Raw genomic sequence first — 21647 nt, 5'->3', positions numbered from 1 at the left:
GCGTGCGTCCCTCGTACCCGCACCGGCCTCAGCGCTCCGACTCGCGCGCCGCCCACCAGGCGAGCAGCTTCTCGCGGGCGGCGTCCGGCCCGATGGGCCCGTCGTCGAGGCGCACGGAGAGCAGGTAGTCGTACGCCTTCCCGAGCACCGGGCCGGGGCGGATGCCGAGGGCGGCCGCGATCTCGTTGCCGTCGAGCTCGGGGCGGATGCGGGCCAGCTCCTCCTGCTCGGCCAGCCGGCCGATGCGCTGCTCGAGGTCGTCGTAGGCGCGCGCGAGCCGCTGCGCCTTGCGCACGTTGCGGGTCGTGCAGTCCGACCGGGTCAGCCGGTGCAGGCGGGTCAGGAGCGGGCCGGCGTCGGTGACGTAGCGGCGCACGGCCGAGTCGGTCCACTGCCCGTCGCCGTAGCCGTGGAAGCGCAGGTGCAGCTCGACGAGCCGGGCGACGGCCTTGGTGGTCTCCTTGTCGAAGCGCATCGCCTTGAGCCGCTTGCCCACGAGCTTGGCGCCGACGAGCTCGTGGTGGTGGAAGGAGACGCCGCCGCCGTCCTCGAACCGGCGCGTGGCCGGCTTGCCGATGTCGTGCAGGAGCGCCGCGAGTCGCAGCACGAGGTCGGGCCCCGGCACGGACTCCTCCGGGCCGTCCGCCGGGCCCTCGAGGTCGATGGCCTGCTCGAGCACGATGAGCGAGTGCTCGTAGACGTCCTTGTGCCGGTGGTGCTCGTCGAGCTCGAGGCGCAGCGCGGGCAGCTCGGGCAGGAAGACGTCGGCGAGCCCGGTGTCGACGAGCAGGCGCAGCCCGAGCCGGGGCCGCTGCGAGAGCAGCAGCTTGGTGAACTCGTCGCGCACCCGCTCGGCCGAGATCATCGAGAGCGTGCCGGCCCGCTCGGTCATCGCGGCCGCGACCTCCGGTGCCACCTCGAAGCCGAGCTGCGCGGCGAACCGCGCGGCCCGCATCATCCGCAGCGGGTCGTCGGCGAAGGACTCCTCGGGGGCGGCGGGGGTCGTCAGCCGCTGCCGCACGAGGTCGGGCAGGCCGCCGTGGACGTCGACGAACTCGAGGCTCGGCAGCCGGATGGCCATGGCGTTGGCGGTGAAGTCGCGCCGCACGAGGTCGCCCTCGAGGCTCTCACCGAACATCACCTCGGGCTTGCGCGAGGTGCGGTCGTAGGTGTCGGCCCGGTAGGTCGTCACCTCGATGACGTGCGAGCCCTTGCGCAGGCCGATGGTGCCGAAGTCGCGCCCGATGTCCCAGTGCGCGTCGGCCCACCCCGCCGCCACAGCGAGGATCTCGTCGGGCCGGGCGTCGGTCGTGAGGTCGAGGTCGGGCGAGACGCGACCCAGGAAGGCGTCGCGCACCGGTCCGCCCACGAGGGCCAGCTCGTGCCCCGCCGCGGCGAAGCGGTCGCCGAGCTCGCCCAGCATCGGCAGGACGGGGGCGAGGCGGGCGACGGCGGCCCGCAGGAGCGGGAGACCGGCGTCGGTGGGGTCGGCGTCGGGCGTGTCGGGACGGTCTGGCACGCCCCCAGCCTAGTGAGCCACCGGGCCCTGCCTTGACCTGCCGTTATGGTGGCGATGTGAGTGCACAGCCCGCCCCCAGCCACGTGCCGGGGCGGCGCTTGCCCGCCGTCGAGGAGCGCTCCGCGGGGGGCATCGTCGTCGACGTGCAGGAGGGGCTCGCGCTCATCGCGATCATCGCGCGGCGCAACCGCGCCGGACGGGTCGAGTGGTGCCTGCCCAAGGGCCACGTCGAGCCCGGCGAGACGCTCGTCGAGACCGCGGCCCGCGAGGTCGCGGAGGAGACGGGCATCGTCGGGCGCGTGCTCATCGAGCTCGGCACCATCGACTACTGGTTCGCCACGTCGGACCGCCGCGTGCACAAGTTCGTCCACCACTACCTGCTCGAGGCCACGGGCGGGGAGCTCTCGATCGAGAACGACCCCGACCACGAGGCCATCGACGTCGCCTGGATGCGGCTCGACGAGGTGCACCGGAGGCTGACCTTCCCCAACGAGCGCCGCATCGCCCAGGCGGCGTGGAACCGGCTGGCGGGGACGACGTGAGCGCCCGGGGTGTGCGGCGCCCGGGCACGAGGGGGCGCCGCGGCCCCCGCGTCGCACGAGCCCTGTCGGCGGCCGGGGTCGCCGCCCTCGCCGTCCTCGCAGGTATGCCGTCGGGTGCGAGCGTGCCCGTGGAGCTGTCCGCGACCCTGGCCATGACCCACCCCACGAGCCGGGCGGCCGCCGTCCCACCCCCGCAGGCCGCCCGGTCGTCGGCGCGCCCCGCGGTGACCCCGGCCACCGACGTCGCCGTCATCGTGCTCGGCGCGATGACGCCCACGGTCGTGCGGGCGGGCACCGACGTCACCGTCTCCGGCACGGTCACGGCCCCGCTCACCGGCCCGCTCTCGGGGCCGACGCTGCGCGTCGTGCGAGGGGACGTGGCGGTCGACCAGCGCCAGGCCCTCGACGACTGGGCCGCCGGCCGCACCCGGGCCGACGGCCCCACCGTCGCCACGACGGCGCTGCCGACCGTGGGCGCCGGGCAGACGCGGTCGTTCACGACGACCATCCCGTGGGAGGGCCTCTCGAGCGCCAAACCCTTCGCGGCCGTGCCGATCGCCGTCGAGGTCGTGCAGGAGGGCGCCAAGGCCCCGACCGGGGCGGTGCGCACCTTCGTGGCGTGGAACAGCCGCAAGGAGTACGTGCCCCTCCAGGTCGCCACGGTGCTGCCGGTCACCCTCGACCCCGACGTCGACCTCTTCTCGCGCGACGACCCGACGCGTCAGCAGGCCTGGCAGCAGGCCATCGGCGCCGGGTCCCGGGTGAACCGCCTGCTCACCGGCACGTCCGGCGCCGACGTGACCCTCGCCGTCGACCCCTCGGTGCTCGGCCCCACGCCGGCGGCCTCCGCCGACGGCCAGGGCACGCCCACCTCCTCGGGCTCCCCGACGTCGGAGACCGGCGGCGGGAGCACCCCGACCGGTGCTCCCGCAGCCGGCACCAGCGCCCCCGGATCCGGTGCCGGCGCCCCGTCGAGCGGCACCCCGACGCCGGGCGCGACCTCGCCCCCGGGAGCTGCGACGCCGACCGCGCCGACCACCACCGCCACCGCGCCGTCCGAGGCCGCGGTGGCCATCGCGCGGCTCGGAGACGACGTGGTGCGCCAGCTGCAGGGCCGCAGCGTCTGGGCGCTGCCCTACGCGGACGCCGACGTGGCCGCGACGGTCGGCACCGACCCGGCCAACGTGCTGGTGCGCGACCTCGTCACCCGGGCCACCACCCTGACCGGACGGCTCGGCGAGCCGGCCCGGGCCGATGTCGTCTGGCCGGTCGACGGCCTCCTGCCCGCCGGTCGCGAGCTCGGCATCCGCACCCTGCTCTCCGGCACCGCGGTCAAGAAGCCCGCCGGCATCGTCGTCGACGCAGCCGCCGTCACCCGGGCGACCGCATACACCCCCACGGCCCGACGCGTCGGCACCGGTGGCACGCGGCTGCTCGCCTCCGACACCCGCCTGTCGGCCCTGCTGCCGAAGCGTGGTGCGGCGAGCCCGGTGCTCTCGGTGCAGCGCTACCTCGCCGAGTCGCTCGTGCTGCTCGGCGAGCGCGCCGGCACCCCGCGCTCGGTGCTCGTCACGGCGCGGCGCGACTACGACCCCGACGCCGCCGACCTGTCCGCCTTCCTCTCGGCGACCGCCTCCGCCCCGTGGCTCCAGACCGTCGACGCGGCCCAGCTGCTGACCGACTCCGGCGACGACAAGGCCGTCGCCGCCACGAAGCCCGCCGGCGCCGTGCCGTCGGCGGCCCCCCGACCGGTGCTCAACGCCCGCCGCCTCGCCCAGATGGCCGAGCAGCGCGACACGCTGCTCAGCGTCTCGTCGGTGCTGCGCGACGGCGAGGCCTTCGCCGCCACGTACCGCGAGGTCCTCGACGAGCTCGCGAGCGCCCGGTGGCGCTACGAGCGGGGGTCGTGGATGACGCTGTCGAGCTCGGTGGCGTCGGACGTGCGGGCGGCCACGAGCGCGATCAAGGTCGTCTCGCGCAACGTCAACCTGCTCGCCGAGTCCGGCACCCTGCAGGTGACGATCGAGAACGGCCTCGACTACGCCATCGAGGACCTCCGGCTCCGCCTGGCGCCGAACAACCCCCGCATCCAGGTCGTCGAGCAGCCCGGGCCCATCGCCATCGGGCCGGCCTCGCGCACCAACGTCCCCGTGCCGGTCACGGCCGTCGCGGCCGGCAGCGCGCAGCTGCGGGCCTACCTCACCACGGCCGACGGCACGGTCATCGGCTCGCCCGCCGTCATCGAGGTATCGGCCAACCCGCTCGACGGCACGATCTACTGGGTCGGCGGCACCCTCGTGGGCCTCGTCCTGCTCGTCGGCGTCGCCCGCGCCGTGCTCCGCGGCACCTCCCGGGTCGACGAGATCGCCGACATCGAGGCGGTCACCGCAGCCCACCAGGGTGTCGGCGACCGAGGCGGCGGGGATCGCCCGTGACTCCGCCTAGGATGTCTCCCGAGCCACGCATCCACGCACGACCTGACGAGGGAGGGTGACGCACGTGCAGGGAGTCGGACCGGGGTCGGTCCTGGGCGGCCGCTATGCCGTGACGAGCCGCACCTCAGCGGGGGCGCACCACGAGCGGTGGCGCGCCGACGACCACACCCTCGAGCGCGAGGTCGTGCTCGTCTGCTTCCCCGCCGCGTCGTCCGTGGCCGCCGCCGCGCTCGATGCCGCCCGACGCGCCGCCGGTATCGAGGACCCGCGACTCGTGCGCGTGCTCGACGTCGGCACCGACTCCGGCGTCGGCTTCATCGTCGAGGAGCCGCTCACCGGCGCCCAGCCCCTCTCGCACCTGCTGCAGGGCGGTGGCCTGCCCGCCGACGAGGTGCGCCGGCTCACCGGTGAGGCGGCGACGGCGCTCGACAAGGCGAGCCACCGCGGCCTGCACCACCTGGCCCTGACGCCGAGCTCGGTCCTGCGCATGCCCGACGGCGGGGTCAAGGTGCGCGGCCTCGCCACCGAGGCCGCCCTGACCGACGCCGACAGCCTCTCCGACGAGCGCGCCTCGCGCGCCGACGCCGTGGGCCTCGTCAAGATCGCGTATGCCGGCCTCACCGGACGCTGGCCGCTCGTCGCCGTCGACGGCGGGCTCATCCCCGCCGGCGGCCCGGTCGGCCTCGAGACCGCGCCGACCATCGTGGGCGGCGTCGCCGCACCCTCCGAGATCGCCGTCGGCGTGCCCAACGACCTCGACCTCATCTGCCGCATGACGCTGGGCAGCGGCGAGCGCGGGCCCGTGTCGCCGGGCGACCTCGCCCTGCAGATCGCCCCCTGGCCCGCCGAGGCCCCGACCTCCGACGGCGGCGGCGGCATCCGCCAGCGCGGTCGCGACGAGCACGAGCCCACCCGGGTGCTGCCGGCGGTCGGGGAGGTCACGGCCGCCCTCGAGACGGCCCGGCCTGACGACGCGGGCCCGGGCGCGCCCCACGACCGGACCCGCGAGGACGCTGCACCCACCGGAGCCGCAGGCGCCGGGGCCACGGGTGCCGGCGCCGCCGCGAGCGGCCCGAGCCCGATCTCCGCGGCCGGTGCGGCTGCGGCCGGCGTGGCCGCCATCGGCGACCGGGTCGGCTCGTTCGCCCGGGCCGCCGCCGACAAGGCTGCCGCACGCGCGGCCGAGCGGCGGGCGGCTCACGACGACTTCGAGGGTGAGGACATCGACCTCGACGACGCCCTCGACGAGGCGCCCCCGAGCCGCCTCGAGCCCCCCCTGCCGGTCTTCGGTCGCGAGGTGCCGGAGGCGCCCAGCGGGGCCCAGTCGCGCCTCGCGCTCGCCCTCGTCGGCGTGCTCGTCATCGTGGCGCTCGTCATCGGCATCAACAACGTCGCCAAGATCGGCGAGCACGACGGCGCCGCCGCGCCGGTCATCACGGTCACCCGCACACGCACGCCGAGCGCCACCCCGACGCCGAGCAGCACGACGCCGGCACCGACCACGACGACGCAGGCGCCCCCCGCTGCGCCGGTCTCGATCACGGGCGGCACCGGCTTCGACCCGCAGGACGGCACCGAGTCCGACCGCAGCGCCGCGAAGGCCTTCGACGGCGACACCGGCACCGAGTGGCGCTCGCGCTGGTACGGCACGGCCGACTACAACGGCGGCAAGGACGGTCTCGGCCTGCTGCTCGACCTCAGCGCGCCCACCGTCGTCAAGGAGGTCGTGCTCGACCTCCCGGCCGCCCAGGACGTCACCGTCTACGCCACCGACTCCGGCTCGACGACGTCGCTCGACGGCGCGCAGGAGGTCGGCTCGGCCTCTGACGCGTCGGGCACGGTCACGATCAAGGCCACGGGCACGCTGAAGCCGGCGAGCAAGATCATCGTCCTGATCACCAAGGCCGCCCCGGCGGAGGCCCCGAACCACTACCGCGCCCAGGTGAACGAAGTGACGGTGCGCTGACCGTGACCTCGGGGGTTGCCGCCCCGGTCGCCGAGCTGAGCGACCGGGAGCTGCTCGCACGGCACGTCGCCGGGGACGACCGTGCCTTCGGGGAGCTCTTCCGGCGGCACAAGGACCGGATGTGGGCCGTCGCCCTGCGCACCGTGCGCGACCCCGAGCTGGCCGCCGACTGCGTGCAGGACGGCTTCATCGCGGCCTTCCGCCGCGCCGACTCCTACCGCGGCGAGGCCGCCGTGACGACGTGGCTGCACCGGATCGTCGTCAACGCCTGCCTCGACCGGCTGCGCCGCCGCAAGCCGACCGCGCCGCTGCCCGAGTACGAGCTGGCCGACCGGCACGACGACCACGGCTCGACCGAGGTGCGCCTCGACATCCAGGAGGCGCTCGCGTCGCTGCCCGAGGGCCAGCGCGCCGCCCTCGTGCTCGTCGACATGCACGCCGTACCGGTGGCCGAGGCCGCCGTCATCCTCGGGGTCGCCGAGGGCACCATCAAGTCCCGGTGCGCCCGTGGGCGGGCCGCCCTCGCCGCGCACCTCGGCCTGACGCCCGGCCGTCGGCCCGCTGCCGAACCCTGAGCAGACCTCTCTCGGGGACTCTGCTTGAATCCGGTGGGAACCCGACGGCCACAGGGGGCCGTCGAACCCACGGCGTCCGGCATACCCCTGCCTGCCCGCACGACCACCACACGCCTGCCATGAAGGACCGCACCCGTGGACGACTCCGCGCGCACCCCTGACGACCCTGACGAACCCGCCCTGCCGGGTGAGGCCGACGCACCCGACCTCGATGCCGGCACGAGCGAGCGGGTGCGTGCCCTCCTCGCCGATGCGGGCGACCCGGGACCGATGCCGGCCGAGGTCGCCGACCGCATCGAGGCGGCCCTCGCGCACGAGGCGCTCCTGCGGGTCGATCCCGGTCCGCTCGCGACGGGTGGCGGCGGCACGGTCGTTCCCCTGCCGCCCCGCGCCGACCGACCCGGGCGCCCGAAGCCGGTCTACCTCGTCGCCGCCGTCGCGGCCGCGGCGGTCGTCGTGGCGGCGGGTGCCTCGGCCCTGCACCTGACGAAGCGCCCCAACGGCGCGGCCGTCGTCGGCGGCTCCTCCTACAGCGCGTCCCCGACCATCAGGCCGACCACGACGGCCGGCGCCCCGCACATCCAGCTGAGCACGACGGACTACCGCTCCGGCGACCTCGGCACCCGGGCGCGCGACCTGATCGACCGGCCCGGCCTGCCGATCACCACGACGGCGGCGGAGTCGCCGACCGTCGGCCCGATCGCGACCCCGACGGGGCTCGCCGGCTGCCTCGAGGCGCTCGGCGCCGTCGGAGGAGCCGCCTCGGGCACCGGGGCCGACGCGGTGTCGGCCGACGTCGCCACCTTCGAGGGCACCCCCGCGGTCGTCGTCGTCGTCACCCGCGACGGCACCAGCACCGCGTGGGCCGCGCGCCGCAGCTGTGCCCCCGGCGCTCCCGGCATCCTCGCCGGGCCCACCCCGGTCCCGTGAGCGAGCGGCTCCGGCGAGGACGTCGGCGGGAACAACGACCGCCTAGGATCGGTTGAGGCCAGTGCGGCCCGCGGGTCCCGCGGCACCGGCGCCAGGAGGCGACGGCCCGGCCACACCTGCCCGCCCGCCCGCGACACCAGAGCACTCGAGGAGCAACCCATGTCCGACGTCACGTCCGACGTCCGCAACGTCATCATCATCGGCTCGGGCCCGGCCGGCTACACGGCCGCCGTCTACGCCGCGCGCGCGAACCTTGCGCCCCTCGTCTTCGAGGGCGCCGTGACCGCCGGGGGCGCGCTGATGAACACGACCGAGGTCGAGAACTTCCCGGGCTTCAAGGACGGCATCATGGGGCCCGACCTCATGGACGGCATGCGCGCGCAGGCCGAGCGCTTCGGCGCCGAGCTCGTCACCGACGACGTCACCGCCGTCGACCTGACGGGCGAGGTCAAGACCGTCACCGACGGCGAGGGCCGCGTGCACCGCGCCAAGGCCGTCATCCTCTCGATGGGCTCGGCCTACCGCGAGCTGGGCCTGCCCCGCGAGAAGGAGCTCTCGGGCCACGGCGTCTCGTGGTGCGCGACGTGCGACGGCTTCTTCTTCCGCGACCAGGACATCGCGGTCGTCGGTGGTGGCGACTCGGCCATCGAGGAGGCGACCTTCCTCACGAAGTTCGCCCGCACCGTGACGATCATCCACCGGCGCGGGGAGCTGCGCGCCAGCAAGATCATGGCCGACCGCGCGTTCGCCAACGACAAGATCCGTTTCGCGTGGAACTCCGAGGTCGCGCAGATCCACGGCGAGGGCAAGCTCTCGGGCGTCACCCTGCGCGACACGACGACGGGCGAGACGCGCGAGCTGCCCATCACCGGCCTGTTCGTCGCCATCGGCCACGACCCGCGCAACGAGCTCGTCCAGGGCGTCGTCGACACCGACGAGGCGGGCTACGTGCTCGTCGACGGTCGGTCGACGCGCACCAACCTGCCCGGTGTCTTCGCGGCCGGCGACCTCGTCGACCACACCTACCGGCAGGCGATCACCGCGGCCGGCTCCGGCTGTGCCGCGGCCCTCGACGCCGAGCACTTCCTCGCCGCGCTCGAGGACACCGCCACGGCCACCGAGGCCGCAGCCGAGGCCGCCCTCATCGACGAGACCGACGCGGGAGAGATCCCCGACCCCCGCGTCACCGTCGGCGCCGACGCCTAGCCTCGACCCACCCGCCGCAGCCACGCCAACCACGAGAAGGAACCCCTACATGGCACTGAAGAACACGACGGACGCCACCTTCGCCGACGACGTCCTCATGAGCGACAAGCCCGTGCTCGTCGACTTCTGGGCGACGTGGTGCGGCCCGTGCCGCAAGGTCGCCCCGATCCTCGAGGAGATCAGCGAGCAGTACGGCGACAAGATCGAGATCGTCAAGCTCGACACCGACGCGAACGTCGACACGGCCGCCCGCTACGGCGTCGTCTCGATCCCGACGCTGAACGTCTACGTCAAGGGCGAGGTCGTCAAGTCGATCGTCGGCGCGCACCCGAAGCCGAAGCTGCTGCGCGAGCTCGAGGAGTTCATCGCCTGACGGCGAGCAGCACGAGGGGGCGGTCACCAGCCGGTGCCGCCCCTTCCGCGCGTACTACGCTGCTCTCGGCACCGCCCGCTCCGGACCGCCGACCGCCCACCGCGTCACCCCGCCCGGAGCCTCCCCAGGAAGGAGCCGGAATGACCCCCCAGCACTCCGTCGTGCTCCGCCGCGGCGACTCCGGCGCCGCCGTGGCGGCCGTGCGCGAGCGCCTCGTCCTGTCGGGCGACCTGCCGGCCGCCGACCTCGGGCCGGCTCGCGACGACCACGCCGTCTTCGACCACGAGGTCGAGGAGGCCGTCAAGTCCTTCCAGCAGCGCCGCGGCCTCATCGTCGACGGCATCGTCGGCCGATCCACGTATGCCGTCCTCGACGGTTCGCGGTGGGGGCTCGGTGACCGGGTGCTGCGCTACGTGCCCGAGTACTTCATCGAGGGCGACGACGTCGTGGCGCTGCAGGGGCGCCTCGCCGAGCTCGGTTTCACGCCGGGCAAGGTCGACGGCATCCACGGCCCGAACACCGACTCCGCGCTGCGCGCGTTCCAGGCCGCCGTGGGGCTGACGCCCGACGGCACCGCGGGGCCCGAGACGATGCGCGCCTTCGCCGGCCTGCGCCGGTCGGTCAGCGGCGGCTCCGCCAACGCCCTGCGCGAGCGCGAGCACCTGCGCCGCAGCGGCTACAGCCTGAGCGGCCGCACCATCGTGCTCGACCCCGGGCACGGCGGCACCGACGCCGGCGCGGACGGCCACCACGGCCTCGTCGAGTCGTCGCTGGCCCTCGACCTCGCCCGACGCGTCGAGGGTCGCCTGTCGGCGCACGGCGTCAGCGTCGTCTTCACCCGCACCGAGGCGACCGACGGCGGCACCGACGAGGAGCGCGCGGCCTTCGCGAACTCCTGCGACGCCGACCTCGTGCTCTCGCTGCACACCGACCACTCCGACTCCGGCCTCGCGCACGGGGCGGCCACGTACTTCTACGGCCACCCCGACCACGCGCGCCGCGGCGACTGGTCGGTCATCGGCGAGAGCTTCGCCGACCTGCTCCTGCGCGAGGTCGTCGCGCGCACCGGCCTCACCGACTGCCGCTCGCACGCCCGGACGTGGCCGCTGCTGCGGCGCACCCGGATGCCGGCCGTCCGGCTCGACTTCGGCTACCTCAGCCACGACGGCGACGCCGCCGCCCTCGCCGACGCGCACACCCTCGACCGGGTGGCCGAGGCCGTCGTCGTCGCGCTCCAGCGCGTCTACCTCGGTGAGGCCGACACCTCGCGCACGGGCGTGCTGCGCCTCGACGACCTGCGCCGTCACCTCGAGACGATGCGCGCCCAGCAGGTCGCCGGGGGCCACGGCGCGCCCGGCAGCGGCGCAGCGGGCCGCGACCGGACCCAGCGGGCCGACCGCACCGTCGGCTAGGACCTGCCGCTCACGCGGGCGTGGCTCGAGCCGTTGGGGTGCGTCTCCGGAACGGCGCGCCCGCCCGGCACCCAGGCCATGGCCTTGGCGAAGGCGGCGGCGGCCTCGTCGCGCAGGGTGACGACGGTGCGCAGGTCGATCCGCAGGCGCGGGTAGGTCGGGTGGTCACGCTCGACCCGGAAGCCGACCTTCTCGAGGAAGCCGACGTCGAGCACGCAGGTGTGCCGGCCCACGGCGAGGGGCCGGGCGGCCACGGCGTCGAGCGAACGCATCCGGTGGCGCAGCGCGTCCTTCGCTGCGGCCTGGACGAGCGCCTTGCGCAGGCCCCTACCGGCCTGCTCCGGCACGACGACGGCCGCGACGAGCACCAGCGTGGACGGGTCGGCAGGCGCGGTGGGGAAGGCGGCGAGCCGGGGCACGTGGTGGGCGGGTGCGACGACGACGTGCCCGGCGGGCCGACCGTCGACGTAGGCGACCCGCCCCGGTGGCCCCCAGTCGTCGGTGACGCCGGCCACCCACTCGGCGAGCAGCTCGAGCGGCTCCCGGACGTCGTGCTGGCCGTTGCGCGGCACGGTCTGCCAGTAGGTGCACGGCGCGCACGCACCCACGAGGTCGCCCACGCGGTCGGGAGTGAGGGGGGCCAGCTCACGCATCGCGCCACCGCGTCGGGCTCATGGGGCCATTCTGTCCCTCGCCCCGTCCTCCGGCGACACGGCGTCGCGAACTAGGGTGAGCCCATGAGCGAAGCGGGCACCTACGTCGAGTCGAGCTTCAAGCGCGACACCAACTACATCACGACCCGTATCACCGCGGACGGGCGCGACGGCTTCCCCGTCGAGGCGGGTCGCTACCGGCTCGTCGTGGCACGGGCCTGCCCGTGGGCGAACCGCGCGATCATCGTGCGGCGCCTGCTCGGGCTCGAGGACGCCCTCTCCATGGGCATCTGCGGACCGACGCACGACAAGAACAGCTGGACCTTCGACCTCGACCCCGGCGGTGTCGACCCCGTCCTGCAGATCCCCCGCATCCAGGACGCCTACTTCAAGCGCGACCCCGAGTACCCCCGTGGCATCACGGTTCCCGCGATCGTCGACATCCCGACGGGTGCCGTCGTCACGAACGACTTCAAGCAGATCACCGTCGACCTCGAGACGCAGTGGCGCGACCTGCACCGGGACGGCGCCCCCGACCTCTACCCCGAGGCCCTGGCCGACGAGATCGAGGCCGTGAGCGAGCCGATCTACCGCTACGTCAACAACGGTGTCTACCGGTGCGGCTTCGCCGGCACGCAGGAGGCGTACGACAAGGCCTACCGCCGGCTGTGGGAGAACCTCGACCTGCTCGAGGAGCGGCTCTCCACGCGGCGCTACCTCGTCGGCGACCACATCACCGAGGCCGACGTGCGCCTCTTCACGACCCTGGTGCGCTTCGACCCCGTCTACCACGGCCACTTCAAGTGCAACCGCAGCAAGCTCATCGAGATGCCGGCCCTCTGGGGCTACGCCCGCGACCTCTTCCAGACGCCGGGCTTCGGTGACACGGTGGACTTCACGCACATCAAGGCGCACTACTACGTCGTGCACAAGGACGTGAACCCCACGGGGGTCATCCCCCTCGGTCCGGCGCTCGAGAACTGGGCCACGCCGCACGGCCGCGAGCAGCTCGGTGGCTCGCCCTTCGGCGACGGCACGCCGCCCGGGCCGCCCCGCGAGGTCGTGCCGGCCGAGCACAACCCGGTGCTCGCCCTGCTCGACGCCTGACCGACGCCTGACGACGCAGCACCGACGCCGTATGCCGCCGGGTCCGTCTGTCGTGCAGGTGAACCCGGCGGTTCGCGGTCGTCAGGACAGGAAGAACTCGGCGAGGACCGGGGCGAGCACGGAAGCCGCCACCTGGTGGAACTCCCCGGGCAGCTCCAGCGCGCGCCCGTGCGGCAGCGCGTCGGCGAGCACCTGCGCGGCGTCGTGCAGCGGGGGCATGGCCGTGCCGCTGCTGCACACGGACAGGAACGGCGCCGTGATCCCGCGCAGGGTGTCGACGGGGAGGCTCTGGTCGTCACCCCCGAGGCTGAGTCCGTCGTACTTGACGGTGTAGGCCATCGAGAGCATCGGCTCCCACGTCGGCGTCCCCACCAGGGCGTCGACCATCTCGTCGGGCATCCCGACGACGACCCCGTTGAAGTAGCGCAGGATCCCCTCCCGGTCGCCGGCGGCCTCGAAGCGTTCCAGGGTGCCGAGGTAGTCGTCGGGCGCGGGCCACGCCGCGCTCCGGTAGGGCACCTCGATAGCCGCGGCCCTGGTGATCCGCGCTCCGGCCGCGAGCGCCTCGATGACGAGCGCCCCACCCGACGAGACACCGAAGACGTAGGCGGGAGAGTCGGATTCGCCCATCCCGAGGACGGCGACGAGGTCCTCGACCTCGCAGGCGAGGACGGTCCGGCGCCAGTCGTCGGCCTCGTCCTGGTTGTCGCCGCTGTCGCCGCGGCCGCGCCGGTCGTAGGTGATGCCCGTCAGGCCGAGCCCTCCCAGCGCCTGCGCGAGGTCGCGGAAGGCCCCGCGGTCGCAGAAGGCGCCACCCACGACGACGGCGACCGGGCCGGACCCGTAGGCCTCGTAGGCGATCGTCGTCCCGTCCGCCGACGCGGTCTTCCCCAGCTGCTGCTCCATCGTCCGACTCCTCGTCGTCTCGACCTGCGGGTCAGGTCCTCACCCCCACGTCGAACACGGGCACCCGTTCTCGACACGACGGCTCGAATGGTCCGTCACCGTCCCGGCCGGGCTCACACCGGCTTGCGCGAGAAGACCTCGGCCCGGTCCTCCTCGGGCACGGTGTCCATGAACTCCGACACGGCGGGTGAGAGCGCCGGCCAGGTCTCGTGCTGCTCCACGGGCACGACGGTGCTGACGACGCCGTCGCGGTGCACCTCCACGAGGTTCCACGACTGCGGCCCGTCGACCCCCATGAGCAGGTGGCGGGGCGCACCGACGTCGTCGACGTAGCTGACTCCCCCGGCGACGAGGACCGGGATGCCGCCGAGCGTGCCGAAGCTCGTCACGTGCAGGTGGCCGCTCAGCACGGCCCGCACGTCGGTGCCCTCGATGACCCTGCGCAGTCGCCCGGCGTCCCTGAAGTCGAGCAGCTGCATGACGGGTGACCGGTACGTGATGGGGGCGTGGTGCACCACGAGCAGGGTGCCGTGCTCCGCCGGGGTCGCGAGCACGCCGGCGAGCCAGGCGTACTGGGCATCGGACAGGCCCCCGTGGTGGTAGCCGGGGACGGCGGAGTCGACGGCCACGACGCGCAGGCCGTGCACCGTCGTCACCGTGTCCTGCGGGTCGTCCGTGTCGCGTCCGTGCAGCACGCGTGCCATCGGCCGTCGCTCGTCGTGGTTGCCGCCGGTCAGCACGAGGGCGCACCCCAGGCGCTCGACCACCGGTTCGACGATGGTGCGCAGCAGCTCGTACGCCGCCTCGTCGCCGCGATCGGCGAGGTCGCCCGAGATGACGACGGCGTCGATGCGCTCACCCGAGGCCTCGACGCGGGAGAGCGCCTTGCGCAGCTGCGCCCGGGTGTCGATGCGACCGGCCAGCAGGCCGTCGCCGGCGACGAGGTGGGGGTCCGACAGGTGCGCGATGACGTGGGTCGGCGGGGGCCGGGTGCCGCTGGTCTGCATGGCCCCAGCGTAGGACCGCGCTCGGCAGGCCTTCAGTGGCGCAGCTGGCAGGCCGGGCACCAGTAGAGTCGGCGGCCGGCGATCTCCCTCTGCTGCAACGGGTTCGAGCACCGCGGGCACGGCTGGCCGGTGCGCTTGTAGACGAGGAATCGGCGTTCGAAGGTGTTGCCGAGACGTTCGCCGGTGGAGGCGCGGGTGATCGCGCGCGCCTTGGCCGACCCACGCATCCGGGTCGCGTCGGCGACCTGGTCGGGCATGGTGATGATCTGCGCGAAGGTCACCCCGAGGGGCATGAGCAGCACGAGGTCCTGCCAGATCTCGCCCCACACCTCGGCAGAGACGTCGACGCCCCGCGTCAGCGGGTCGACGGCAAGCCGGTGGAGCACCTCGCACCGGTAGACGTTGCCGACCCCGGCCACCACCGCCTGGTCCATGAGGAGCTCGGCGAGCGTGCGGCGACTGCGGTGCAGGCGCTCCCAGCCGGCTTCCGGGTGCTGGGCACGACGCAGGGGGTCGGGCCCGAGCCCGGAGATGATCTCGCGGCGGCGTGACGCGTCGACGAGCGTGCAGATCATCGGTCCGCGCAGGTCGGCCCAGTGGGTCGGTCCGACGAGCCGCAGGCGGACGGCTCCGACCGGCGCCGGGACCGACTCGGCCGCACGGGGTTTCACGTGGAACGAGCCGATCAGGCCGAGGTGGACGTGCAGGGTGGCATCACCCACGTCGACGAAGAGGTGCTTGCCCCAGGCCCCCGCCCGCTCCAGCACCCGGCCGTCGAGCCGCTCGGCGTCCGCGGCGAACCGCCCCTGCGGGCTCGAGGCCGCCACCTCGTGCCCACGGAAGGCCCGCTCGAGGCGGCGAGCCAGCGCGTGGATGGTGTGTCCCTCCGGCATGTCGTCCTCCCGCTCGGGTGACTGCGCGGCGACGACCGCACCCCGAGGTCGTACCCGGCGGGCTCGGATCGGGTTCACCGCCTGTTGCCAGCCACCCGGCAGGATCGGCCGCTACCGTGGATGATCCAGACCGTGGTCCGTCCTCGGGGGCGCGACCTCAGCATGTCCGTGGGGGGTCGCCATGAGCCAGGCCACCCGATCGCCGGTGACCACGCCGTCGTCGGGTCGAGCGCCCACCCGTGCCGGGGCCGGCTGGCTGGTCGCCGTCGCCGCGACCGTCGCCGCGATCGTCGTCGCGATCGTGGTGGGCGGTCTGCTGAGCCAGCTGGTGCACCCGTTCCTGCGCCATGACGACTGGCAGGCCGTGCTGCCGCAGGGGGCCCCGGGATCCACGGCACACGTCGCGCGCAACCGCTACGAGGGGCGTTGGCTCAACACGGTCTACTGGTTCGTCGTCGGGCAGCGGGCGCCCCTGTCGGTGGCCATGGCGGTGTTCGTCGCGGGCTACGCCGCCTTCGTGGCGGGCCTCGTCCGGCTGCTGAGGCTGCGGGTCGCCCCCTCCGTCTTCCTCGCCACCCTCGCCCTGCTCGTCTCGCCCGTCTGGGTGCGGCTCGCCTACTGGCCGGGGACGCTGTCGGCGGCGATGCTCGTCGCAGGGGCGGCCGTGTGGACCCTGCCGTGGGCGCGTCGCCGGCACGTCACCCTCGGTCTCTGGCTCGTGGGCTCCGTCGTGGCGTCCGTGCTCTCCTACCCGCCCGTGGCCTTGCTCCTCCTGCTGGCGCTGGCGCTGTGCGAGCTCGCCGCTCCCGTGCGCCGCCTCGTGCTGCTCGCCGGGGGGTTCGTCGCCGCGTACGGGCTCGGAGTCCTGCTGACCTTCGCGCTCAACGCCCTCGCGTTCGGGCAGTTCGGCGTCACCATCTCGGCGTGGCGGCGGCCCAACCCGCTGCGGAGCCCGGAGGCGCTCGTGACCAACGTCGGTCGCTACCTCGCCCAGCTCGAGGCCCTCGGCTCGTCTCTGGGCTGGGCCTGGGTCGTGGGCGCCGTCGGCCTCGTCGTCGCTGTGGCCGGGCGCTCGACACGGCGCTCCGCACTCGTCGTCCTCGGCGCCGTCGGCGTCGTCGTCGCACTGGAGGGCGGGTTGACGGTGGTCACCGGTGTCGTGGCCGGCGAACGGGCATCCCTGTGGGCGTGGCCGGCTATCTGTCTACCAATTGCGTTGCTGCTCAAGGGGATTCGCCCGATGCGACGCTTCGCTGCTGGCGCCCTCGCGATCGTGGCCGCTCTCGGGCTGGCGGCCTGGCGGGCCGACCTCGGTGACCACCAGACCACTCGGCAGCAGTACGACGCGATCGTCGACGAGACCGCGCAGCTCGCAGCCGACCACCCCGGCCAACGAGTGGTGCTGTGGATGGAGCCGCGGTGGCGGGTCACCGTCCAGGGATCGATGACGGCCGTGACGCTGCGCTCCATGCTCTACGTCGAACGCGGACTCAACCCGAGGTGGTGCCGGCCCGTCGAGTGCGACCTCATCGCGCACGACGTGGCCCGGCACCCGTCGGCCGCCTCGGCGCGGCGCGTGGACGGCATGACCGTCATGCTCGTGCCGTCACCGCCGCCCTGGCTCTGATCGCCGTCAGGGGCGCTCCTCCTTGGCCATGCCCATGAGGTCGAGGATGCGGCGCAGGTCCTCCATCGAGGCGAACTCGACGGTGATCTTGCCCTTGCGCTGGCCGAGGGCGATGGCGACGCGGGTCTCGAGGTGGTCGGCGAGGCCGGCGGTGAAGTCGTCGAGCTGGGGATGGCGGCTGCCGGCCCGCGGTCGGCGGGCCCTGGGGGCCTCGTTGCCCTCACCGAGCGAGACGAGCTCCTCCACCGTCCGCACGGACAGGCCCTCCGCGACGATCCGTTGGGCCATCCGCTCCATGGCGGCCGCATCGGCCATGCCGAGCAGGGCGCGGGCGTGACCAGCGCTCAGCACCCCTGCTGCCACCCGGCGCTGCACGAGCGGCGGGAGCTTCAGCAGGCGCAGCGTGTTCGAGATCTGCGGGCGCGAGCGGCCGATGCGGGTGGCGAGCTGCTCGTGCGAGCAGCCGAAGTCGTCGAGCAGCTGCTGGTAGGCCGCTGCCTCCTCGAGCGGGTTGAGCTGGCTGCGGTGCAGGTTCTCGAGCAGGGCGTCACGCAGCAGGTCGTCGTCGCTCGTCTCCTTGATGATGGCCGGCACCGTGGTGAGGCCGGCGGCCTGCGAGGCACGCCACCGCCGCTCACCCATGATGAGCTCGAAGGTGCGCCCCTCTGCCTCGGCGAGCTGCTCACCGGGGATCCGGCGCACGACGACGGGCTGCAGCACACCGATCTCGCGGATCGAGTGCACGAGCTCGTCCATGTGGTCCTCGTCGAAGACCGTGCGGGGCTGGCGGGGGTTGGGCCGGATCGCATGGACGTCGAGCTCGGCGAACTCCGCCCCCGGCACGACGGCCAGGCCCGCGTCGGACCCGGATGCAGCCGTGCCATCCGTACCCACGGTGGCGTCAGACCGCCGGGCATCAGCATCGGCACCGCCCTGACCTGCGTCGACGTGCTGCTCGGAGGTGTGGCTCGTGTCGGGCTGGTTCGAGTCGGCGGTGACCGGCCCGGATGCGGCACCGTCGGTCTCCGGCGTGCGGGGCGAGCTCGGTGACGTGGGGGCCGAGGGGGGCGGAGTCGCGCCCGGTGCGCGGTGGAAGGCGCTTCCCTCGCGAGCCTCCACCGGATCGGCGGCCGTCTTCTGCTCGGCGAAGAAGACGTCGACAGGACGTCCGGCTCCATTGCTCGGTGCGCTCGGGATGAGTGCTCCCAGCCCTCGCCCCAGTGCTCGCCGCTTCTCCGCCATCCGCCAACTCCTCGTCGTGCCGACGCGCTCGTCGCGTCCGGCGATCAGTGTAGGTGCTTCACGTCCTCGGACCGATCCGGGTCCTCGTCCGATCGGTCTCATCAGGCTGGGTGTTTCACGTGGAACAAGGCTGATGGGTCGCGCTGGGTGTCGTTTCACGTGGAACCGCCAGGTGTTCACGTGGTTCCACGTGAAACAAGGACCCGTCGTGCCGCTCGATGTCCACCTGTGTTCCACGTGAAAGGCGGTGCTCCCAGCGCGACAGCGGCTCGGAGCAGGGTTTCACGTGGAACGACGACGCCTCACGCGTCGCGCGCCGCCCCCCGGTCGGCCAGCTCGCCGGCGGCCTCGAGGTAGGCGAGGGCGCCGCTGCTGCCCGGGTCGTACGTCATCACCGTCTCGCCGAAGCTCGGCGCCTCGGACACCCGCACCGACCGGGGCACGGTCGTGCGGAGCACCTCGTTCGGGAAGTGCTCGCGCACCTCGTCGGCCACCTGGGCTGAGAGCCGGGTGCGTCCGTCGTACATCGTCAGCAGGATCGTCGAGACGTGCAGGTCGGGGTTCAGGTGCAGCTTGATGAGGTCGATGTTCTTGAGCAGCTGCGAGAGACCTTCCAGGGCGTAGTACTCGCACTGGATCGGGATGAAGACCTCGGTCGCCGCGACCATGGCGTTGACCGTGAGCAGGCCGAGGCTCGGAGGGCAGTCGATGAGCACGTAGTCGAAGTCGTGTCCGGCCGTGGCCGCCGCGAGGATCGCCTTCTGCAGGCGCGACTCGCGGGCCACGAGCGAGACGAGCTCGATCTCGGCGCCCGCCAGGTCGATGGTGGCCGGGGCGCAGTGCAGGTTCGGCACCGCCGAGCACGGCTGCACCACGTCGAGCAGTGGCGTCCCGTCCACGAGCACGTCGTAGATCGAGGGCACCTCGGCGTGGTGGTCGATGCCGAGCGCGGTGCTCGCGTTGCCCTGCGGGTCGAGGTCGATGACGAGCACCCGCAGGCCCGACTGCGCCAGGGCGGCCGCGATGTTGACCGTGGTCGTCGTCTTGCCGACGCCACCCTTCTGGTTCGACACCGTGATGACGCGCGGCCGGGCCGGCTTCGGGAACTGCCGTCCGGTGAGGTGGATGCGACGCCTCGCGTTGTCGGCAAGTGCCTTCGCCAGCGGGGTGTCCTCCCCGACCGCCGGGATCGCCGAGGCGAGCTCGTCCCGGTCGTCGGAGTCGCCCGGAGCTGGTGGGGCAGCCGGCGGGACGTTCTCGGAGGCCGGCTCCCCCTCGGTCGCGGCCGCGCTGTCCACAGCGTTGTCCCCAGCGCCGGATGTGCCGGTTTCCCGTTCGTTCGACGCCTTTTCGGGCTCTTCGTCCACCGCGTTGTCCACAGGCTGTGCGCTCATCAACGTCTGGCGACCGGCTGCATCAGGGGCGGGGTCGGCGTGAGGCTCGGTTTCACGTGAAACAGCGTGCGCACGAGCCAACCAACCCAGTCTGCGGTGCTCGGCCGTCGGCTCGGGTTCACTGGGCCAGCCCAGGTTCGTCGACATCGTCACAGGGACAGTACCTCCGGGTGTGCGGTGCGGCGTGGCTGTGCCGATCGCCGAGCCGCTCGAATTGGTCTGGGGTCGATCATGACGGACGGCGGCGCGGTTCGCCGCCCGCCGGGCCGTTGCGGCGCGTGCCGCGTGGACGGTCGGCCCGGCGGCGGGCCGAGCCGGCGCTCGACGGGGCACGTGAACGGAACCGGCGCCGGTCGACGACCTCGTCGACGGTGGCCCGCAGCACGAAGGTGGGCGCGGCCAGGAGCTCGGACCCGTAGGTCTCGACCGCGGCGTCGACGACACCCAGGCGCTGCAGGGCGGCGCCCGACTCGGCCAGCTCCTCGGCCGCCCGCTCACCCTTGAGCGCGAGCAGGCTCCCACCCGCCTCGAGCAGCGGGAGCGTCCACTCGGCCAGCTGCGCGATGCGCGAGACGGCCCGCGCGGTGACCCAGGGGGCCTGCAACCGGTCCCACATCGCCTCCGCCCGTGCCGTGTGCACGGTGACGTTGGACAGGTCGAGCTGCGCCACGACGCCGGAGAGCCACCCGGTGCGTCGGGCCAGGGGCTCGACGAGGTGCACGTCGAGGTCGGGTCGGGCGATGGCGAGCGCCAGGCCGGGCAGGCCGGCGCCGGAACCGACGTCGATGAGCTGCTGGCGCTGCGGGCCTCGCGGGATGGCCTCGTGCACGACGGCGCAGTTGAGCACGTGGCGGTCCCACAGTCGCGGGGCCTCACGGGGTCCGATCAGGCCGTGGCTGATCCCCGTGTCGGCGAGCACGGCGACGAAGCGCTCCGCGAGCTCCAGCCGGTCACCGAAGACGAGCGCCGCCACCGCGGGGGTGGGCGGCACGCGCGGCTCGTCGGGCCCGTCAGGGCCGAGGTCCGACACGGGCTCGTGCTCCTCGTGCTGGTGGTGGATGGGTCCGGTGGGTCCGCCCCGTTTCACGTGGAACGGGGCGGAACACTCACGCCGGGAGGATGACGATGTGGCGGTTCGGGTCGACACCCTCGGACTCGGAGACGAGCCCCGCGGCAGCGACCTCGTCGTGCACGACCTTGCGCTCGAAGGCGCTCATCGGCTCGAGGGACTGCTTGACGCCGGACTGCTTGACCTCGGCGATGGCGGCCTGCGCCAGCTCGACGAGCGCGGAGCGACGCTCGGCGCGGTGGCCGGCGATGTCGAGCATGAGTCGGCTGCGCTCACCCGTCTCGGCCTGCACGGCCAGCCGGGTCAGCTCCTGCAGCGCCTCGAGCACCTTGCCGTCGGTGCCGACCAGGCGTCGGGGCACCCGGCCCTCGTCCGAGTCGACGATGGCGATGGCGGCGCGGTCCCCGTCGACGTCGACGTCGATGTCACCGTCGAGGTCGGCGATGTCGAGCAGGCTCTCGAGGAAGTCGGCCGCGACCTCCCCCTCGCGCTCGAGCTGGCGCACCCGCGAGCCCTTCTCACCCTTGGCGGCGGGCTGTGCCGACGCCCCGTCCTCACCGGAGTCCGCGTCGTCGGTGCCCGGTGCCTCGTCCGCGGACTGCGCCTCGCCGGCGTCCTCTGCATCGCTCGGCTCGGTCGTCGCCGACCCCGCCCCCGTCATAGCGGCGTTCCCGCTCGTGTCGGCGGTGGCCCCGACGGTCGCCGTGGTGTCGGCGTTCTCGACGGTCTCGGTCGCCTCGGCAGCCGAGGCGTCGTCGCGCTGGGTGGCCTGGATGTCGCTCATGGGTGCT

Annotated in this window: 19 protein-coding genes; 10 read left to right on the top strand and 9 right to left on the bottom strand. The window is 73.8% G+C overall.

Going from position 1 to position 21647, the window contains the following annotated elements; genetic code table 11:
- Positions 1-28: 28 nt before the first annotated feature.
- Positions 29-1519, bottom strand: coding sequence for a CCA tRNA nucleotidyltransferase (locus tag ABD979_RS02075; protein WP_345505766.1), 1491 nt, complete (start codon positions 1517-1519; stop codon positions 29-31).
- 56 nt (positions 1520-1575) lie between these two features.
- Here ABD979_RS02075 and ABD979_RS02070 point away from each other — a divergent pair, with 56 nt between their 5' ends.
- The 8 genes from ABD979_RS02070 (at position 1576) to ABD979_RS02035 (ending at position 10958) form a co-directional block, all read left to right on the top strand.
- The gene (locus ABD979_RS02070; RefSeq protein ID WP_345505765.1) at positions 1576-2061 is read left to right on the top strand and encodes an NUDIX hydrolase; all 486 of its coding nucleotides are present in this window, start codon (positions 1576-1578) and stop codon (positions 2059-2061) included.
- Positions 2058-4496, top strand: a complete 2439-nt coding sequence (locus ABD979_RS02065) for a DUF6049 family protein (protein WP_345505764.1) — start codon at positions 2058-2060, stop codon at positions 4494-4496. The genes ABD979_RS02070 and ABD979_RS02065 overlap by 4 nt, the downstream gene beginning before the upstream one ends.
- Before the next feature lie 64 nt (positions 4497-4560).
- Positions 4561-6462, top strand: a complete 1902-nt coding sequence (locus tag ABD979_RS02060) for a protein kinase family protein (protein WP_345505763.1) — start codon at positions 4561-4563, stop codon at positions 6460-6462.
- A 2-nt stretch (positions 6463-6464) separates the two neighbouring features.
- Positions 6465-7037, top strand: coding sequence for an RNA polymerase sigma factor SigM (gene sigM, locus ABD979_RS02055; RefSeq protein ID WP_345505762.1), 573 nt, complete (start codon positions 6465-6467; stop codon positions 7035-7037).
- Positions 7038-7172: 135 nt separating this feature from the next.
- Positions 7173-7967, top strand: coding sequence for a hypothetical protein (locus tag ABD979_RS02050; RefSeq protein WP_345505761.1), 795 nt, complete (start codon positions 7173-7175; stop codon positions 7965-7967).
- A gap of 159 nt (positions 7968-8126) precedes the next feature.
- Complete coding sequence (gene trxB / locus ABD979_RS02045; protein ID WP_345505760.1) at positions 8127-9173, top strand: thioredoxin-disulfide reductase; 1047 nt, start codon at positions 8127-8129, stop codon at positions 9171-9173.
- Positions 9174-9222: 49 nt separating this feature from the next.
- Positions 9223-9546, top strand: coding sequence for a thioredoxin (gene trxA / locus ABD979_RS02040; RefSeq protein WP_345505759.1), 324 nt, complete (start codon positions 9223-9225; stop codon positions 9544-9546).
- Positions 9547-9686: 140 nt separating this feature from the next.
- Positions 9687-10958, top strand: a complete 1272-nt coding sequence (locus ABD979_RS02035) for an N-acetylmuramoyl-L-alanine amidase (protein ID WP_345505758.1) — start codon at positions 9687-9689, stop codon at positions 10956-10958.
- Here ABD979_RS02035 and ABD979_RS02030 read toward each other — a convergent pair.
- Positions 10955-11611: a GNAT family N-acetyltransferase gene (locus ABD979_RS02030; protein ID WP_345505757.1), complete on the bottom strand. Its 657-nt coding sequence runs from the start codon at positions 11609-11611 to the stop codon at positions 10955-10957. The two genes, ABD979_RS02035 and ABD979_RS02030, sit on opposite strands and share 4 nt — an antisense overlap.
- An 84-nt stretch (positions 11612-11695) precedes the next feature.
- Here ABD979_RS02030 and ABD979_RS02025 point away from each other — a divergent pair, with 84 nt between their 5' ends.
- Positions 11696-12718 (top strand): glutathione S-transferase family protein, encoded by a 1023-nt coding sequence (locus ABD979_RS02025; RefSeq protein ID WP_345505756.1) that lies wholly within the window; start codon positions 11696-11698, stop codon positions 12716-12718.
- 81 nt (positions 12719-12799) lie between these two features.
- On the opposite strand, the gene ABD979_RS02020 is transcribed toward ABD979_RS02025, so the two are convergent.
- The 3 genes from ABD979_RS02020 to ABD979_RS02010 form a co-directional block, all read right to left on the bottom strand.
- A complete protein-coding gene (locus ABD979_RS02020) occupies positions 12800-13624 on the bottom strand; it encodes an alpha/beta fold hydrolase (RefSeq protein ID WP_345505755.1) in 825 nt (274 codons plus the stop codon).
- Positions 13625-13737: 113 nt separating this feature from the next.
- A complete protein-coding gene (locus ABD979_RS02015) occupies positions 13738-14631 on the bottom strand; it encodes a metallophosphoesterase (RefSeq protein ID WP_345505754.1) in 894 nt (297 codons plus the stop codon).
- Between the two features lie 32 nt (positions 14632-14663).
- Entirely contained in the window at positions 14664-15524 is an 861-nt protein-coding gene (locus tag ABD979_RS02010; RefSeq protein WP_345505753.1) for an Fpg/Nei family DNA glycosylase, read from the bottom strand.
- 181 nt (positions 15525-15705) lie between these two features.
- Here ABD979_RS02010 and ABD979_RS02005 point away from each other — a divergent pair, with 181 nt between their 5' ends.
- A complete protein-coding gene (locus ABD979_RS02005; protein ID WP_345505752.1) occupies positions 15706-17151 on the top strand; it encodes a hypothetical protein in 1446 nt (481 codons plus the stop codon).
- Positions 17152-17157: 6 nt separating this feature from the next.
- Here the strand turns inward: ABD979_RS02005 and ABD979_RS02000 are convergent, their stop codons facing one another.
- The 4 genes from ABD979_RS02000 to ABD979_RS01985 all read right to left on the bottom strand — a co-directional run bounded on the left by ABD979_RS02000 (position 17158) and on the right by ABD979_RS01985 (position 21640).
- Entirely contained in the window at positions 17158-18393 is a 1236-nt protein-coding gene (locus ABD979_RS02000; RefSeq protein ID WP_345505751.1) for a ParB/RepB/Spo0J family partition protein, read from the bottom strand.
- A gap of 302 nt (positions 18394-18695) precedes the next feature.
- Positions 18696-19691, bottom strand: a complete 996-nt coding sequence (locus tag ABD979_RS01995) for an AAA family ATPase (protein WP_345505750.1) — start codon at positions 19689-19691, stop codon at positions 18696-18698.
- A gap of 325 nt (positions 19692-20016) precedes the next feature.
- On the bottom strand, positions 20017-20778 hold the full coding sequence (gene rsmG, locus ABD979_RS01990) for a 16S rRNA (guanine(527)-N(7))-methyltransferase RsmG (RefSeq protein WP_345505749.1): 762 nt from the start codon (positions 20776-20778) through the stop codon (positions 20017-20019).
- Between the two features lie 115 nt (positions 20779-20893).
- Positions 20894-21640 (bottom strand): R3H domain-containing nucleic acid-binding protein, encoded by a 747-nt coding sequence (locus tag ABD979_RS01985; protein ID WP_345505748.1) that lies wholly within the window; start codon positions 21638-21640, stop codon positions 20894-20896.
- Between the last annotated feature and the right edge of the window lie 7 nt (positions 21641-21647).

Source organism: Terrabacter aeriphilus (genome assembly GCF_039542985.1).
Taxonomy (GTDB): Bacteria; Actinomycetota; Actinomycetes; order Actinomycetales; family Dermatophilaceae; genus Terrabacter; species Terrabacter aeriphilus.
The sequence above is the reverse complement of the archived record's forward strand: the minus strand, read 5'-3'. Positions and strand labels throughout refer to the sequence as shown.

Bases quoted from the DNA above. Each gene is read 5' to 3' on its own strand.
- ABD979_RS02030 (WP_345505757.1), bottom strand. From the start codon at position 11,611: ATGCGTGAGCTGGCCCCCCTCACTCCCGACCGCGTGGGCGACCTCGTG.
- ABD979_RS02015 (WP_345505754.1), bottom strand. From the start codon at position 14,631: ATGCAGACCAGCGGCACCCGGCCCCCGCCGACCCACGTCATCGCGCAC.
- trxA (WP_345505759.1), top strand. From the start codon at position 9,223: ATGGCACTGAAGAACACGACGGACGCCACCTTCGCCGACGACGTCCTC.
- ABD979_RS02010 (WP_345505753.1), bottom strand. From the start codon at position 15,524: ATGCCGGAGGGACACACCATCCACGCGCTGGCTCGCCGCCTCGAGCGG.
- ABD979_RS02000 (WP_345505751.1), bottom strand. From the start codon at position 18,393: ATGGCGGAGAAGCGGCGAGCACTGGGGCGAGGGCTGGGAGCACTCATC.
- ABD979_RS02020 (WP_345505755.1), bottom strand. From the start codon at position 13,624: ATGGAGCAGCAGCTGGGGAAGACCGCGTCGGCGGACGGGACGACGATC.
- ABD979_RS02035 (WP_345505758.1), top strand. From the start codon at position 9,687: ATGACCCCCCAGCACTCCGTCGTGCTCCGCCGCGGCGACTCCGGCGCC.
- trxB (WP_345505760.1), top strand. From the start codon at position 8,127: ATGTCCGACGTCACGTCCGACGTCCGCAACGTCATCATCATCGGCTCG.
- ABD979_RS02005 (WP_345505752.1), top strand. From the start codon at position 15,706: ATGAGCCAGGCCACCCGATCGCCGGTGACCACGCCGTCGTCGGGTCGA.
- ABD979_RS01985 (WP_345505748.1), bottom strand. From the start codon at position 21,640: ATGAGCGACATCCAGGCCACCCAGCGCGACGACGCCTCGGCTGCCGAG.
- ABD979_RS02025 (WP_345505756.1), top strand. From the start codon at position 11,696: ATGAGCGAAGCGGGCACCTACGTCGAGTCGAGCTTCAAGCGCGACACC.